This is a genomic window from Streptomyces sp. NPDC086519, from assembly GCF_040686075.1.
GTDB classification, from domain to species: domain Bacteria; phylum Actinomycetota; class Actinomycetes; order Streptomycetales; family Streptomycetaceae; genus Streptomyces; species Streptomyces shenzhenensis.
On the sequence record NZ_JBFBJL010000026.1, the window covers coordinates 31073 to 47163 of the forward strand.

The following is a 16091-nucleotide window of genomic DNA, read 5'->3' on the forward strand; positions in this document are numbered from 1 at the left end:
GGCGGCACGATGGGCAGACGGGAAGCTCCGGTTCCGGACGGTCCCTTGAAGGACTTCGCCGAAGGGCTGCGGGAGCTGCGGGCGCGGACGCCCGGCTCGCCCACCTACCGGGAACTGGCGGCCCGCGCCCGTTACTCGTCCTCCGCCCTGTCGGACGCAGCGTCCGGACGGCGGCTGCCCTCGTGGGAGGTCACCGCGGCCTTCGTGGCCGCCTGCGGCGGTGATGTGCCGCACTGGCAGGAGCGCTGGCGGGAACTGGACACCCGGCTGCGCGGCCAGTCTCCGGCGCTCCGGGCTGAGGCCGGGCCGCCGGACGCCGCTACGGCAGACCACCGGGAAGCCGGACCGGAAACCTCGGCACCCGTCCACGCGGCCGCCCCCGCCGCCGCCCCGCCCGTGGCCCCCCTCTCCGCCTCCGACCCCGCGAAGGCCGGCCCGTACCGGCTGCTGGGGCGGCTGGGGGCCGGTTCGATGGGGGTGGTGTATCTGGGGGCGTCCCGGGCCGGGCGGCCGGTGGCCGTGAAGGTGGTGCGGGCGGACCTGGCCGAGGACCCGCACTTCCGGGAGCGGTTCACCGCGGAGGTGGCGGCGGCCCGCCGGGTGTCGGGGCCGTACACCGCGGCCGTGCTGGAGGCCGACACGGAGGCCGAGCGGCCCTGGCTGGCCACCGAGTACCTGCCCGGTCCGACTGTGGCGGAGGCCGTACAGTCCGCGGGCCCGCTGCCCGCGGCCGTCGTGCTGGGCCTGGCCGCCGGAATCGCCGAGGCCCTGGCCGCCATCCACGGCGCCGGGGTGCTGCACCGCGACCTGACACCGGGCAACGTCGTCCTCGACGACGACGGCCCCAAGGTCGTCGACTTCGGGGTGGCCCGCGCCGCGGACGCCGCCCGGCTGACCCGGACCGGCGTCCGCGTCGGCACGGTGCCGTTCATGGCACCCGAGCAGGCCGACGGCCGGGAGGTCACCGCGGCCTCGGACGTGTTCGCCCTGGGCTGTGTGCTCGCCTACGCGGCCACCGGAGTCCCGCCGTTCGGCGACGGCACCAGCGGTGAGGTGCTGTACCGCATCGCGCACGCCGATCCCGACCCCGCCGCCCTCGACTGCGGTGACGACCGGCTGCAAGAGCTCATCGGGCGCTGCCTGGACAAGGATCCCGGGCGCCGCCCGAAGCCCGAGGAGATCGTCGCGGTGTGCGGGGCGGACCGTCCGGAGGAGCTGGCCTGGCTGCCCACGGCCGCCGCCTCCCGGCTGGCCGCCCGGCGCAAGGAGGTGGATGACACCCTCGCCAGGGCCGCCACCCGCCGAACCGTGGTCCGCGTCCGGCTCACTGCCGTACCGCTCGTCCTCGCCACCGGCATCGCCGTCGCCGTGGCCCTGACCGCCGGCCGCTCCGGGACCTCCACGCTCACCACCCCACCGGAGGCCGGCGGCCCCACGGCCTCGGTCTCGGCCCCGGCCGCCGTGAGCCCGTCCGGCACGCCGTCACCGCGTGCCCGGCACTCGGCCGCTCCCGGCCGCTCGGCCTCCGGGGCCGCCCTCACGGGCCAGGGCGCCGCCGGTACGCGGAAACCGTCGCCCGCACCGAGCGACCCGGGCGGCGGCACCAGCCGGACACCGGCGGTCACCTGGACCGGCTACGCGGGCACCGGCTGCGCCTCCGCGGGCGCGGCACAGACCAGCTTCAACGCCCAGGAGGGAGCCTGGAAGGAGACCGAGGGCGGTGCCTATCTCCACGGCTGCGGCGCCGCCAGGTACATCAACCTCTACGACGACCACGACGACGGCTGGAGCGCCAACGCCGACTGGGTCTTCACCCCCGGCACCAAGGTCGACGCGTGCAGTTTCCGTATCCACGTGGCGAAGGGCACCTGGGCCACGACGGCCCACTACAAGGTCTACGACGTGGACAGCACCCTCGACGGCCAGGCCGACTACACGTACGCCTTCACCTTCGACCAGCACGCCTACGACGCGGGCGGCTGGTACCCCACCCGCACCTACACCTTCCACACCGGCACCATCGACCTGACCCTGACCAACACGGGGCCCACGGGAAGCCGGGGAGTGGTCGCCGACATGGTGACGGCAACCTGCTCCTGACAGACCGAGGGCCCCTTCGAGAAGGGGCCCTCGGTCACGCGCCCCACAGGGGCGCGGAGCTGTGCCGACGCGCGGTGGCCGAACCTAACGCAGCCGAGCCATGAGCGCATGCTCCACCAGTGTGATCAGCGCCGACTTCGCATCGGCCCGGTGCCGCGCGTCCGTCGTGATGATCGGCGTGTCAGGCCCGATCTGCAGCGCCTCGCGGACCTCTTCGGGGTTGTAGGGCTGGTTGCCGTCGAAGCCGTTGAGGGCGATGACGAACGGCAGGCCCGAGTTCTCGAAGTAGTCGACCGCGGGGAAGCAGTCGGCGAGGCGGCGGGTGTCGACCAGGACGATCGCGCCGATGGCGCCGCGTACCAGGTCGTCCCACATGAACCAGAAGCGGTCCTGACCGGGGGTGCCGAACAGGTACAGGATCAGGTCCTGGTCCAGGGTGATGCGGCCGAAGTCCATGGCGACCGTGGTGGTCGTCTTGTCCCCGGTGTGGGTGAGGTCGTCGATGCCGGCAGACGCGGACGTCATCACGGCCTCTGTGCGCAGCGGGTTGATCTCCGAGACAGCGCCGACGAACGTGGTCTTGCCCACGCCGAAGCCGCCCGCCACCACGATCTTCGCGGAGGTGGTGGAGCGGGAAGGACCGCCGCTAGAGCTTGCGAAGTCCACTGAGCACCCTTTCGAGCAGTGTCACGTCTGGCTGGCCACCGGCGTTCTCGTCGCCGCCGGGCTGATGGATGGCGACCAGGCCCGCCTCCGCCAAGTCGGCGACGAGGATCCTGGCCACGCCGAGAGGGATCGTCAGGAGGGCCGAGATCTCGGCCACCGACTTGATCTCCCGGCAGAGGTTGCAGATCCGCTGATGCTCGGGCAACTGGCCCTGCATCTGGTGCGGCTGCGCGGTGGTGTGCACCAGCGCCTCGATGGCGAGCTGGTACCGCGGGCGGGTCCGGCCGCCGGTCATGGCGTACGGGCGCACCAGCGGGTTGTGCGACCCGGAGGCCGGGGCCGGCTCGGGGCGGCGCTGCGGCTGCACCGGCTGGATGCGCGGCGCCGGCGGCTGGTCGTACGGCGACGGGCCGGGGCCCTGTGGCGCGTACGGCTGCCGGTGGCTTGGAGCGGAGGGGAAGTTGTACCGGTTCCCGGAACCGTCGGTCGGGCCCTGCGCAGGCCCGTACGACCAGTTGCCGTGATTAGAACCGCCTGGGGGTGTTGCCACTCTCTCTCCTCCTCCGACCGTGCCGGGCACCCATCCTTGTGGAGCCGCGTCCCGAAACCTTACGGCCCCGGGACGCCAAAACGCACCGTCTGACTATTAGTTGAGAAGGCTTCCCTGGAGTTCCGCACGCAGATCCGGGGTAAGAACTGTGCCCGCGCGGTCGACCAAAAGGGCCATCTCGTACCCAATCAGGCCGATGTCGGCCTCCGGGTGGGCCAGGACCGCCAGCGAGGAACCATCGGAAATGGACATGAGGAACAGGAACCCCCGCTCCATCTCCACAACCGTCTGGTTCACACTGCCGCCCTCGAAAATCCGGGACGCGCCTGCCGTCAGAGACGTCAGACCTGAGGCGACGGCCGCGAGCTGGTCGGCGCGGTCGCGGGGAAAGCCTTCGGACATCGCCAGAAGGAGTCCGTCGGCGGAGACCACCACCGTGTGGGACACCCCCGGGGTGTTGTCCACGAAGTTGGTGATCAACCAGTTCAGGTTCTGTGCCGCCTGGCTCATCGGGCTCACACTAACGCTCCTGGTTGTAGGTGCTGTCAGGACCGAAGCCCTGGCCGTTCGTTTCACTGCCTGCGTTGCGCCCGCGTTGGACGCCTCGACGCAGGTTGCTCAGCCTGCCCCGGACATCCTCCGGGGCGCGGGAGACCTGTGGGCCTCCCTGAGGGGTGCTCGCGGCGGCTCCCTCGACCAGGTTGGCCTTGGGTACCCGCCTCGGCAGGCCGGAGGAGGTGACCCCGCCCGCCTTGGGCTTCCGCAGCGCCGAGGCCTGCTGCCAGCGCTCGTCGTTCTGCGAACGCCAGGAGCTGTCGCCGCCCGGCTCCGGAGCCGGGGCCGCCGGTGCCGCGGCAGGAGCCTGCTGCACGGGACCCGCGCCGTTCGGGCCGCCGGCGGCGGAGCCCCGGCGGGGCAGCCCGGCGTCGGTCAGCCGGTGGCCGGCGGAGGGGGCCGCTCCCGGACGGTCGAAGCCTACGCGGTTCCGCTCGTCCACGTCACCGGCCTGCGCCGACTCGGCTTCCGGAGCGTACTGGGCCGGGTAGCCGTTCTGGTAGCCGTCCTGCTGCGGCCAGTCGTCCTGGTAGGGCTGCTCGCCGTAGGCCGGGAACACCTCGGCGGCGGCCTGCGCGGCCGAGGGCTCCTCCTGGACCGGCTCCTGATAGGCGGGCTCGGGATAGCCGCCGTTCGCGGAGAACGCCTCGGGTGAGAACGCGTCGTTCTGCGGCAGGCCGCCGTTCGGCGCGTAGTACTGCTCGTCGTACGTGCTCTGCGGCTGTTCCTGGTACGCCGGCTGCCCGTCGTAGCCCGTGGGCTGCTCCTGGAAACCCGTACCGTTCGTGCCGTAGCCCTGCTGGCCGCTGTCGAACTCGTCGGCGTACGCCGGGATCTCCGCGGTCTCCTGCGGGGCCTGGGGGAGCTCCGCGCCCTGCGGGGGCTGCGCCTGCGACTCCAGGGCCGCACGGCGCTCCTCGCGCATCAGGGAGCGGCCCACGGGGTCGAGGTCGCGGATGTCGTCGGGGACCTCGATGTAGCGGCTGTCGTCGAAGCCGAGTTCGGCCGCCGTAGGCATCGGCTGGAGCTGCTGCGGCGGCTGGAAGCTCTCACCCTGGAACTGCTGCTCCGGGATGATCTGCGAGACGGTGAACTCCTCGCGGTCCAGCGGCTGTTCGCCGCCACCGCCGTGCGTGATCGCGTCCGGCAGCATGACCAGCGAGGTGGTGCCGGCCTGCTCGCCGGAGGGGCGCAGCTGGACCCGGATGCCGTGCCGGTCGGACAGCCGGCCGACCACGAACAGACCCATGCGCTGGGAGATCGCGGCGTCCACGGTCGGCGGGTTGGCCAGCTTGTGGTTGATGTCCGCGAAGTCCTCGGCGGTGAGGCCGATGCCCTTGTCGTGGATCTCGATCATGACGCGGCCGTCGGGGAGACGGGTCGCGGTGACGCGGACCTTGGTCTGCGGGGAGGAGAACGTGGTGGCGTTCTCCAGGAGCTCGGCGAGCAGGTGCACGAGGTCGGTGACCGCGCGGCCGTGGATCTCGGCCTCCGGGACCCCGGAGAGCTCGATGCGCTCGTACTGCTCCACCTCGGAGGAGGCGGCGCGCAGCACGTCCACCAGCGGGACCGGCTGGTCCCAGCGGCGGCCGGGCTCCTCGCCGGCGAGGACCAGGAGGTTCTCGCCGTTGCGGCGCATACGGGTCGCGAGGTGGTCCAGCTTGAAGAGGTTCTCCAGCTGGTCCGGGTCGGCCTCGTTGTTCTCCAGGTCGGTGATCAGGGTCAGCTGGCCCTCGATCAGCGACTGGTTGCGGCGCGACAGGTTGGTGAAGATCGCGTTGATGTTGCCCCGCAGCAGCGCCTGCTCGGCGGCGAGGCGGACGGCCTCGCGGTGGACCTGGTCGAAGGCGCGGGCGACTTCGCCGATCTCGTCGGTGGTGGTGATCGGGATCGGCGCCACCCGGGTGTCGACCCGGCCGGGGTCGGTGCGGGAGAGCTGGTCGACCAGCATCGGCAGGCGCTGTTCGGCGATGCCGAAGGCGGCGTTGCGCAGCTGGCGCATCGAGCGGGACATCTGGCGGGCCACCATGCCGGCCAGGATGAACGCGGCGAGCAGCGCGACCATGACCGCCGCACCGGTGATGAACGCGTCCGTCTTGGCGTTGTCGGCGATGGTGGAGGCCTCGCTCACCGCCTTGTCGGCCAGGTCCGACTCGATCGTGCGGTAGGCGTTGTACTTGAGGGTGTTGACCGTCCACCAGTTCTCGGCCGTGATGCCCTGGGCGGCCAGCGCCTGCCGGGTGGCGGCGTCGGTGTTCTGGAGCGTCGCCAGCGCCGAGACCATCGTGGTGGTCTTGGACGGCGGAGCCACGTAGTTCGGGTCCTTGGCCTTGGCCTGCTGGACCAGCGCCGCGCCGTCGGTCTTGATCTTCTTTTCGAGGTCGGTCAGCTTCTGCGCGTCGGCCTCGGTGCCACCGCCGATGTACTCCTCGACGGCGATGCCCTCGAGGTAGGCGTACGACGACAGGGCGACCCGCTGGGTGGCCAGGTTGCCGGCGTCCGGGCCGGGCTTGACCAGCAGGTGCATGCCGATCGACCGCTCCAGCGACAGGGCCGCCTTGGTGAGCGAGATGGCGTAGACGGTACGGCCGTAGGAGGTGATGTTTCCGGTGCCCAGACCGAGCTCGTTGGCGAACTCCATCAGCGGGTGGGCGACCGCGACGTAGCCCTCCTCGGTCTGCACGCCGGAGAGCTTGCTGGTGTACGCGGCGGCGCGCAGGGTTGTGAGGGTGGGCTCGGCCTCGCGGAACAGCTTCAGGCGGCGCTCCAGGCCCGGCTTCTTCGGCATGTTCTTCGCGGCGGCGTCGAAGGCGTCGGCGGCCTTGTCCGTCTCGGCACGTGCCTGGGTGACCGTCGCCTTGTCCTTGTTCAGGAGCAGCGGTGCCGCGCTGACGTCACGCTCGTTGTAGAGGGCGTCGCCATAGGTGAGGGCCGCGCGGACCAGGCGGGCGGTGTTCTCCGCGTCCCGGGCGTTCTGCCAGGTGTCGATGGAGCTCTTCACCTGGAAGCCGCCCATGACCAGACCGACGGCCACGGGTATGAGCAGAATCGCGTTCAGCCTGGTCGGCACACGCCAGTTCCGCGGCGAGAAACGGCCGCCGCTCTTCGCGGGCGGGGCCGGTGGTTCCGCGGCTGGCACAGGGGTGGGCGCCGCAGCGCGCGGCGGCGGGGTGAAGTTGCCCCGTGCCGACGGCTCGGGACCGTTCTTGCTTCGCCTCACTCGACCAACAACCTCTCGGCGGCGGGCACCTGTCGTCGTGCCGCAGTCTCTCAGGGCCCGGTGTGTCATAGACCACTACTCAGTACGTCCTGGACCATTGGGCAGTTCAGGCATTCCAGCATGGGGGCCGGTGCACTTCCAAACAGTCCATCGGGGCAGAGTGCGGCGATGTAAGCCCCAGATAAATCGGTCATAAAGAGCGAGCCCCGCCAAAAGGCGGGGCTGTTGTGAGCACAGCGGCATCGCGTGACCGCGACGCGTGGCGATACCACTGGATTCCTCTGCCGAAACGTTATGAACACCGGAGCCGACCGTGTCAAAGGCCACAGTCGGCTCCGGTTTCCGTACGACAACTGTCGTACATGACGACTGGTTTGGGTGCCGCGCCGCCGCTACCGCAGGCGCGCCATGAGGGCATGCTCGACCAGCGTGATCAGCGCGCTCTTCGCGTCGGCACGGTGCCGCGCGTCGGTCGTGATGATCGGCGCGTCCGGACCGATCTGGAGCGCCTCACGCACCTCTTCGGGCGTGTAGGGCTGGTGTCCGTCGAAGCCGTTGAGGGCGATGACGAACGGCAGACCGCTGTTCTCGAAGTAGTCCACCGCCGGAAAACAGTCGGCCAGGCGCCGGGTGTCCACGAGCACCACCGCGCCGATGGCACCCCTGACCAGGTCGTCCCACATGAACCAGAAACGGTCCTGGCCCGGCGTACCGAAGAGGTACAGGATCAGGTCCTGGTCGAGCGTGATACGGCCGAAGTCCATGGCCACCGTGGTGGTGGTCTTGTCCCCGGTGTGGGTCAGGTCGTCGATGCCCGCGGAGGCGGACGTCATCACGGCCTCCGTGCGCAGCGGGTTGATCTCGGAGACCGCCCCTACGAACGTGGTCTTGCCGACGCCGAAGCCGCCCGCCACCACGATCTTCGCGGAGGTGGTGGCCCGGCCTCCGTCAGAGCTTGCGAAGTCCACTGAGCACCCTTTCGAGCAGCGTCACGTCAGGAGCGCCGCCGTTGTTCTCGTCGCCGCCCGGCTGGTGGATGGCGACCAGGCCGGCCTCGGCGAGGTCGGCCACCAGGATCCGGGCCACACCGAGCGGCATGGCGAGCAGCGCCGAGACCTCGGCCACCGACTTCACCTCGCGGCACAGGTGGCAGATGCGCTGGTGCTCCGGGAGCAGCCCCATGAGCGCTGCCGGGTCGGCCGTGGTGCTGATCAGCGCCTCGATGGCGAGCTGGTAGCGCGGCCGGGTCCGGCCGCCGGTCATCGCGTAAGGACGTACCAGCGGCTGGTCGCCCTCGTCCCCGTACGGCTCCGCGTACGGATCATGAGAGGCGGTGGGCGGGGTCATCGTTCCTCCGGGCGGGACAGCAAGTCGGGGGGCTAGCCGTCGGACGTGGCCGGTGGGGGGATTGTGGCGGCCGGACGGTGATTTGGTGAGGCGGGTTGGATCCGGGCGGTCAGTGGAGCAGACTGCCTTGCAGTTCGGCGCGCAGGTCGGGCGTGAGGACCGCGCCCGCGCGGTCGACCAGCAGTGCCATCTCGTAGCCGACGAGGCCGATGTCGCACTCGGGGTGGGCCAGTACGGCGAGGGACGAGCCGTCGGAGACGGACATCAGGAAGAGAAAGCCGCGTTCCATCTCGACGACCGTCTGCGCCACGTTCCCGCCCTCGAAGATCCGGGAGGCCCCGGCCGTCAGCGAGGTGAGCCCGGACGCGACGGCCGCCAGCTGGTCGGCACGGTCGCGTGGGAAGCCTTCGGACATCGCCAGGAGGAGACCGTCGGCGGACACGACGACGGTGTGGGACACCCCCGGGGTGTTGTCCACGAAGTTGGTGATCAACCAGTTGAGGTTCTGTGCCGCCTGGCTCATCTGACTCAACTAACGCTCCTGCTGGTGAGTGGGGCTCGGGAAAGTGCCGGTCTGCGGGCCGGTGCCGGCCTGTCGACCCTGTGCGATACCCCGACGGAGGTTGGTCAGCCGGCCGCGGACGTCATCAGGCGCACGCGAGACCTGCGGACCGGTGTGGTGCTGTTGCTGCTGAGCCGTGCCCGGAACGAGGTTCGCCCGGGGCACCCGGCGCGGCAGACCGGAGGTGGTGACACCGCCCGCCGCCGGCTGCCGTACACGCTCCGCCTGCCGGACGAGGTCGTCGTTCGGGGAGGTGCGCCAGGCAGTCTGGGCGGGACGCTGGGGGGCCGCGGCGGACGCCGGCGGCTGGGGGGGCACCGGCGGAATCGAGGCCGCGCCGTTGCCGTTGCTCTGCGGCTGCTGTACCTGCTCCTGCTGGCCGCCGTGGAACCAGTTGGTCTCCAGCGTGTCGTACAGCGGGGTACGACCGTCACCGGGACCGGTGGCCGGCGGCAATGCCTCCGGCTCCTGGCGGACCGGCGGCCGCTGCGGCGCACCGAAGTCGATGCCGCGGCCGTTGGTCCCCGGACGCTCGAACTGGCCCGCGCTGTGCCGGCCGTTGCCGTTCTGGCCGTTGCCCGGGTAGCCGTTCTGGCGGCCGGGCAGGGAGTGCTGTCCGGTGGAGCCGCCGTCGAAGGACGGCGCGGCGTACTGGCCGGTGGAGCCGTTGTCGTAGGCCTGCGGAGCGGCGAACTGCCCGGTGTTCTGGGAGCCGTTCTGCGGGGCGGGCGGCGTGCCGAAGACATCGGAGCGCATGAACTGGCCGGAGTCCTGCTGGCCGTTGACGTTCGGCTGCGGGAACGAGCCGGTGTCCTGCGGGCCGGTGGTACCCGGCCGCGGGAACGAACCCGTGTCGTACTGGCCGTTGACGTTCGGGCGCGGGAACGAGCCGGTGTCCTGCGGGCCGGTGGTACCCGGCCGCGGGAAGGAGCCGGTGTCGTACTGGCCGTTGACGTTCGGGCGCGGGAACGAGCCGGTGTCCTGCGGGCCGGTGGTGCCCGGCCGCGGGAAGGAGCCGGTGTTCTGCGTGCCGTTCGGCGTGTTGAAGTCGGGCCGCGGGAACTCGCCGGTCGGCGGGGACTGCGGGATCGCCGGCATCTGCGAGGTGGCGCCGAGGTCCTGCCGGTCGTCGATGCGGGGCATCGGCGCGGTGTGGGTCGGGTCCTGCTCGTCGTGGCCGCGCGGGGTGTCCAGCGAGGCACGGGAGAGCGGCGGCTGGGCGCTGTCGTCGCTCCAGCTGGGCCGGCCCGCCGACGGGTTGCCGCCGGGCAGCTCGGCCCGCGGGCCACCGCGCGGCGGCAGCTGGGGCTGACGGCCCTGGTCGGAGGAGTTCGCGGAGCGCTGCGGCGGGACCGGGGCGCGGTTGCCGAAGGCGTCCTGACCGCCGAAGGAGTCCTGCGGGTTGCTGAACGCGTCCTGGTTGCCGAAGGCACCGGCACCCGTGTTCGGGCGGCCCTGCGAGCCGCGGCCGCCGCCCGGCCCACCGGGACGGCCGCCGTTCGGGCCCGCGCCGGGCAGCGCGGCCCGGGGGCCGAGGCCGGCGCCGACCTGGCCGCGGGAACCCGCGCCCCCGCCGAGCGCCGGGGAGGGGGCACCCGCGCCGAGCGAACCGGGAGCGGCCCCCTGGCCGTTGCCGCGACGGGCGGCGGCCGCACCGGCCGAGGCCTGCGCGGCGGCCGGACCGCCGGACGGCGCCGGGGCGCCGGGCTTGCCGGGAGCGGACTTCCTGCCGCCCTGGGCCACGTCGACGGGGAGCATGACCAGCGCGGTCGTACCACCGGAGTCGGACGGACGCAGCTGGATGCGGATGCCGTGCCGCTGGGACAGCCGGCCGACCACGAACAGACCCATGCGGCGGGAGACGGAGACGTCCACGGTGGGCGGCGAGGCGAGCCGCTCGTTGATCGCCGCGAGGTCCTCGGGGGAGAGGCCGATACCGGTGTCGTGGATCTCGATCAGCACGCGGCCGTCGGGCAGCGCGTGACCGGTCACCTTGACCTTGGTCTGCGGCGAGGAGAACGAGGTGGCGTTCTCGAGGAGCTCGGCGAGCAGGTGCACGAGGTCGTTGACCACGCGGCCGGCCACTTCGGTGGTCGGCACCGCGGCCAGTTCGATCCGCTCGTACTGCTCCACCTCGGAGGCGGCGGCGCGGAGCACGTCGACCAGCGGGACCGGGCGGGTCCAGCGGCGGCCGGGCTCCTCACCGGCGAGGACGAGGAGGTTCTCACCGTTACGGCGCATACGCGTCGCGAGGTGGTCGAGCTTGAAGAGGGAGGACAGCTGGTCCGGGTCGGCCTCGCGGGACTCCAGTTCGGAGATGAGCGAGAGCTGACGCTGGATGAGGCCCTGGGAGCGGCGCGAGAGGTTGGTGAACATCGCGTTGACGTTGCCCCGCAGCAGCGCCTGCTCGGCGGCGAGGCGGACCGCCTCGCGGTGCACGTCGTCGAAGGCCGCGGCCACCTGGCCGATCTCGTCCCGGGAGTGCACACCGACCGACTCCACAGACGTGTCGACGTCCTGCGGGTCGGACTCGGACAGCTGCTTGACCAGCTCGGGCAGGCGGTCCTGGGCGACCTTGGTGGCGGTCTCCTGGAGGCGTCGCAGCGAGCGGATCATGGAGCGGGCCACGATGAAGGCGCCGACCAGCGAGACACCGAGGACGAGCAGGATCAGCGCACCGGAGATGATCGCCGACTGCTCGGAGGAGCTGCGCAGCTCGCGCGCCTTCTGCTCCATGTCCTCGAGCAGGGTGTGCTCGATCTTCTGCATCTGGTCGATCTTGGTCGAGCTGTCGTCGACCCAGTCGAGGTACGACCGCCTGCTGAGCTCGTTCAGACCGTTCTGGGCGCCGAGCGCACGCTTGGCGTAGGTGTCCGCGGCCTCGATCGTCGGGTTGTTCCCGTCGATCGGGCTGAGCAGGTCGGCCGCGTTGCCGACGTAGATCTTCCGGAAGATCGTGAGCTCGGAGGTCTCGCTCTCCTGGGCGGACTGGCCGTACAGGCGGTCGTTCTCGGAGAGGTCACCGGCGCTCGTGCCGTTGGCGGGCAGGGCCGCGGCGATGACGGCGCGCTGCACGGACGCGTATTCCTTGGCGGTGGAGAACGCCGCCAGGGCGCGGGTGCGCTGGATCATCTCCGGGTTGCTGGAGGCCTGAGCCATGTCCTGGGAGAGGTCGATCAGCTGGGTGATCAGCCGGTGGTAGGCCTCGACCGTCTGGGTCGAGTTCTCCTTCTGCTGGTAGGCGTCCTTGCGGATCTTCGCCAGGTCGTCCAGCTGGCCGGCCAGACCGACGAGGCTGTCGCGGACGCCCTGGAGCTGACCGCTCTTGCTCGCGGTGTCGATTTCCTCGGAGGCGTTGAGGAAGTTGTCGCGGGCGCGGTCGGTCTTGTCCTCGAAACCCTTGACCGCGACGTTCGTGGGCGACGCGCCGTGCGCCAGCGGACCGGCCGTCTCGTCGCGCTCGTCCTGGAGCGCGGCCGCCAGCTCGGTCGCCTGCTTGGTCATGTCCGTCAGCAGCTTCATGTTGTCGAGCTGCTGGATGTCGTCGAGCGACTGGTTGATGCGCACCGCGCCCAGCGTCGTCGCCGCCACCACGGGGAGCGCGAGCAGCGACACCAGGCGCGTGGAGATACGCCAGTTGCGCAGGGCTATGCGCGAGCCCGGGTTGGACGAGCCCTGCGGGGGCTTGATCGGCGGAGTCGGCGCGGCGGCCGGTTGGGGGCCCGAAGACGCCGATACGGCGGGGCGCCCGGAGCGCTCACCGCCGTCACCGACACCACCGGCCGGAGCCGGGCCCGGATTCTGGGCGTGCTGGGGCGAGGAACCGCGGTCGGTCCCGCCGTGCGCCTCCGGCTCCGCCGGAGCGCTGCCATCCCTCTTGAAACGTCCCTGCACTAGCGTCGCAACCTCTGGACCAGGCGCCCCTCCGGGAACGGAGGGACACGGTGTCGGCGTGGTACGGGGAGCGCCCTGAATGCGCCCCCTGGTGGTGTGAGTGTGACCGGCGCTGGTTCCCCCTGTCTCACCGCCACTCGGCGCTGTTGCGCCCCCTGCGCGCCGGCTCGATCCTGCGGCGGTCCGTGGAATTCCAGCACAGTGCCGGATCTCCAACAAGGGCCGTGGACCGAGCTGTGACCTCCGTGACAGCGTGTGAGTGACGTGTCACGAGATGTGGAAGCCGATCGCGTACATAACGGACGTATGCCTGTCAGTGGGCTACGGGTGGGCCGTGTCCCAGTCGCCATGATCGGGAGCGGAATGACAGCTTCAGTTCGTCAATGTCCGTTTCGCTGCGGTGAGTTGTCGGCCGGAAATGACCGCCTTGTCCCCGACTCCGTGAGCAAACTCACACGCGGATCCAGGCCTCTTGGCGGCTTCGGCCGGGAATTCGATGTTTAGCCTGGCGCTTTACAAGAGGGAATTCTCTGCCAACCCACACACGACGGGGTCCACTGCAACCGTGAAGACGACGATGATGTTCCGCAACATAGCCAACCCCCGCCGCACCACCCTCGCCCACCTCAAGGACGCCGAGGAACTGCAGACCCCCGAGCTGCCCGAGCACTCCCTCGATCTCCCCGCCCAGACCGCCAACCCCCGGCGCACGATCCTCATGGAGATCCCGGCCGGGACCCCCGCCGCGGAGTAGTACGGGACCCGGCCGCCGTTCACTCACCCACCCGGTGACCGGGTTATTCCGCGGCGGCCACCCCTCACCGCGTTAGCCTGGAGCGTCAGACTCCAGCCGGCTCAGTGAGGGGCGCCAGGATCCCGTGCGCATCGCCAGGTTCTCCATCGACGGCAACGTCGCCTTCGGCGCTGTCGAGGGCGACAAGCAGGACGAACTCGTCCTCGACATCATCAAGGGCATTCCGTTCGCGGACTTCGAGCTCTCCGGTACGAAGGTCCCGGTGAGCAAGGTCCGGCTGCTCCCGCCGGTGCTCCCCAACAAGGTCGTCGCCTACGGCCGCAACTACGCGGAGCACGCGAAGGAGCTGGGCAACGAGGTCCCGGACGTCCCCTTCGCCTTCTTCAAGCCGTCCACCTCGGTGATCGGCCCCGGCGACGACATCCAGTACCCGTCCTTCTCCCAGGACCTCCACCACGAGGCCGAACTGGCCGTGGTCATCGGCCGCATGTGCCGCGAGGTCCCGCGGGAGCGCGTCGCGGACGTGATCTTGGGCTACACCTGCGCGAACGACGTCACCGCCCGCGACGTCCAGAAGCGCGAGAAGCAGTGGGCGCGGGCCAAGGGCTTCGACACCGCCTGCCCGCTCGGCCCCTGGGTGGAGACGGACCTGGACCTCGCGACCGCGTCCGACCTGACCATCCAGCTCACGGTCAACGGCGAACAGCGCCAGCTCGGCCGTACGAGCGAGATGATCCACTCCATCGCGGACCTGGTCGTCAACATCACCGAGGCCATGACGCTGCTCCCCGGCGACGTCATCCTCACCGGCACCCCGGCAGGGGTCGGCCCCCTCCACGTCGGCGACGAGGTCGCCGTCACCATCGAAGGCATCGGCACTCTCACCAACAAGGTTGTCAAGCGTGGCTAGCGCACCCTCCCCCAGGCCCTCGACTTCGCTCGCGCTGGGGGTACCCCCACGCGTACGTTTCTGTCCCTCACCCACCGGCAACCCCCACGTGGGCCTGGTCCGCACCGCCCTGTTCAACTGGGCGTTCGCCCGGCACCACCAGGGCACCCTGGTCTTCCGCATCGAGGACACCGACGCGGCCCGCGACTCCGAGGAGTCGTACCAGCAGCTGCTCGACGCGATGCGCTGGCTGGGCTTCGACTGGGACGAGGGCCCCGAGGTCGGCGGCCCGCACGCGCCGTACCGCCAGTCGCAGCGCATGGACATCTACGCCGACGTCGCCGCCAAGCTCCTCGACGCCGGCCACGCCTACCACTGCTACTGCTCCCAGGAGGAGCTGGACAGCCGCCGCGAGGCCGCCCGCGCCGCCGGCAGGCCGTCCGGCTACGACGGCCACTGCCGCGACCTCACCGAGGAGCAGGTGGCGCAGTTCAAGGCCCAGGGGCGTACGCCGATCGTCCGGTTCCGGATGCCCGACGAGACGATCACCTTCACCGACCTGGTCCGCGGCGAGCTGACCTTCACCCCGGAGAACGTCCCGGACTACGGCATCGTCCGCGCGAACGGCGCCCCGCTGTACACGCTGGTCAACCCGGTCGACGACGCCCTGATGGAGATCACCCACGTCCTGCGCGGCGAGGACCTGCTCTCCTCCACCCCGCGCCAGATCGCCCTCTACAAGGCGCTGATCGAGCTCGGCGTCGCGCAGCAGATCCCGGCCTTCGGGCACCTCCCCTACGTCATGGGCGAGGGCAACAAGAAGCTGTCGAAGCGCGACCCGCAGTCCTCGCTCAACCTCTACCGCGAGCGGGGCTTCCTGCCCGAGGGGCTGCTCAACTACCTCTCCCTGCTGGGCTGGTCGCTCTCCGCCGACCAGGACATCTTCACGATCCGGGAGATGGTCGCGGCCTTCGAGATCTCCGACGTGAACCCCAACCCGGCCCGCTTCGACCTGAAGAAGTGCGAGGCGATCAACGCCGACCACATCCGCATGCTGGAGGTGAAGGACTTCACGGAGCGCTGCGCACCCTGGCTGAAGGCCCCCTTCGCCCCCTGGGCCCCGGAGGACTTCGACGAGGCGAAGTGGCAGGCGATCGCCCCGCACGCGCAGACCCGTCTCAAGGTCCTCTCGGAGATCACCGAGAACGTCGACTTCCTGTTCCTGGCGGAGCCGGTCGAGGACGAGGCGTCCTGGACCAAGGCGATGAAGGAGGGCAGCGACGCCCTTCTGGCCACGGCCCGCGAGCGGCTGGAGTCGGCCGACTGGACCTCTCCCGAGTCCCTGAAGGAGGCCGTCCTGGCCGCCGGCGAGGCCCACGGCCTCAAGCTCGGCAAGGCCCAGGCCCCGGTCCGGGTCGCCGTCACCGGCCGCACGGTCGGCCTGCCGCTCTTCGAGTCCCTGGAGATCCTGGGCAAGGAGAAGACCCTGGCGAGGATCGACGCGGCGCTGGCGAAGCTGGCCGCGTAACACGCGGGCACAGGTGAGGGGCGGCA

Annotated in this window: 12 protein-coding genes; 4 read left to right on the forward strand and 8 right to left on the reverse strand. The window is 70.9% G+C overall.

The features are described from left to right. Positions 1 to 9 precede the first annotated feature (9 nt). On the forward strand, positions 10 to 2100 hold the full coding sequence (locus tag AB0P24_RS24460) for a protein kinase (RefSeq protein WP_365797375.1): 2091 nt from the start codon (positions 10 to 12) through the stop codon (positions 2098 to 2100). Between the two features lie 84 nt (positions 2101 to 2184). On the opposite strand, the gene AB0P24_RS24465 is transcribed toward AB0P24_RS24460, so the two are convergent. The 8 genes from AB0P24_RS24465 to AB0P24_RS24500 form a co-directional block, all read right to left on the reverse strand. Continuing rightward, positions 2185 to 2766, reverse strand: coding sequence for an ATP/GTP-binding protein (locus AB0P24_RS24465; RefSeq protein WP_046729246.1), 582 nt, complete (start codon positions 2764 to 2766; stop codon positions 2185 to 2187). Further along, positions 2747 to 3316, reverse strand: coding sequence for a DUF742 domain-containing protein (locus AB0P24_RS24470; RefSeq protein WP_365797377.1), 570 nt, complete (start codon positions 3314 to 3316; stop codon positions 2747 to 2749). Before AB0P24_RS24470 ends, AB0P24_RS24465 begins: the two co-directional genes overlap by 20 nt. Positions 3317 to 3412: 96 nt before the next feature. Then, the gene (locus AB0P24_RS24475; RefSeq protein WP_030948713.1) at positions 3413 to 3826 is read right to left on the reverse strand and encodes a roadblock/LC7 domain-containing protein; all 414 of its coding nucleotides are present in this window, start codon (positions 3824 to 3826) and stop codon (positions 3413 to 3415) included. 10 nt (positions 3827 to 3836) lie between these two features. Further along, positions 3837 to 7091: a nitrate- and nitrite sensing domain-containing protein gene (locus AB0P24_RS24480; RefSeq protein WP_365797379.1), complete on the reverse strand. Its 3255-nt coding sequence runs from the start codon at positions 7089 to 7091 to the stop codon at positions 3837 to 3839. A 392-nt stretch (positions 7092 to 7483) separates the two neighbouring features. Continuing rightward, positions 7484 to 8059 (reverse strand): ATP/GTP-binding protein, encoded by a 576-nt coding sequence (locus tag AB0P24_RS24485; RefSeq protein ID WP_046729249.1) that lies wholly within the window; start codon positions 8057 to 8059, stop codon positions 7484 to 7486. After that, positions 8040 to 8438, reverse strand: a complete 399-nt coding sequence (locus AB0P24_RS24490; RefSeq protein ID WP_019058642.1) for a DUF742 domain-containing protein — start codon at positions 8436 to 8438, stop codon at positions 8040 to 8042. Before AB0P24_RS24490 ends, AB0P24_RS24485 begins: the two co-directional genes overlap by 20 nt. 109 nt (positions 8439 to 8547) lie before the next feature. Continuing rightward, complete coding sequence (locus tag AB0P24_RS24495; RefSeq protein ID WP_003973453.1) at positions 8548 to 8961, reverse strand: roadblock/LC7 domain-containing protein; 414 nt, start codon at positions 8959 to 8961, stop codon at positions 8548 to 8550. A 9-nt stretch (positions 8962 to 8970) separates the two neighbouring features. Beyond that, on the reverse strand, positions 8971 to 12894 hold the full coding sequence (locus AB0P24_RS24500) for a nitrate- and nitrite sensing domain-containing protein (RefSeq protein WP_365797382.1): 3924 nt from the start codon (positions 12892 to 12894) through the stop codon (positions 8971 to 8973). A gap of 565 nt (positions 12895 to 13459) precedes the next feature. Between AB0P24_RS24500 and AB0P24_RS24505 the strand changes: the two genes are divergently transcribed. The 3 genes from AB0P24_RS24505 (at position 13460) to gltX (ending at position 16065) form a co-directional block, all read left to right on the forward strand. After that, positions 13460 to 13648: a hypothetical protein gene (locus tag AB0P24_RS24505; protein WP_234536278.1), complete on the forward strand. Its 189-nt coding sequence runs from the start codon at positions 13460 to 13462 to the stop codon at positions 13646 to 13648. A gap of 124 nt (positions 13649 to 13772) precedes the next feature. Continuing rightward, positions 13773 to 14558 (forward strand): fumarylacetoacetate hydrolase family protein, encoded by a 786-nt coding sequence (locus tag AB0P24_RS24510; RefSeq protein WP_365797384.1) that lies wholly within the window; start codon positions 13773 to 13775, stop codon positions 14556 to 14558. Beyond that, entirely contained in the window at positions 14551 to 16065 is a 1515-nt protein-coding gene (gltX, locus tag AB0P24_RS24515) for a glutamate--tRNA ligase (protein ID WP_365797386.1), read from the forward strand. Before AB0P24_RS24510 ends, gltX begins: the two co-directional genes overlap by 8 nt. Positions 16066 to 16091 lie beyond the last annotated feature (26 nt).

What these genes read in the sequence shown, in the direction of transcription:
- AB0P24_RS24490 (WP_019058642.1), bottom strand. Translation starts at nt 8,438, where the DNA reads ATGACCCCGCCCACCGCCTCTCATGATCCGTACGCGGAGCCGTACGGG.
- AB0P24_RS24460 (WP_365797375.1), top strand. Translation starts at nt 10, where the DNA reads ATGGGCAGACGGGAAGCTCCGGTTCCGGACGGTCCCTTGAAGGACTTC.
- AB0P24_RS24475 (WP_030948713.1), bottom strand. Translation starts at nt 3,826, where the DNA reads ATGAGCCAGGCGGCACAGAACCTGAACTGGTTGATCACCAACTTCGTG.
- AB0P24_RS24495 (WP_003973453.1), bottom strand. Translation starts at nt 8,961, where the DNA reads ATGAGCCAGGCGGCACAGAACCTCAACTGGTTGATCACCAACTTCGTG.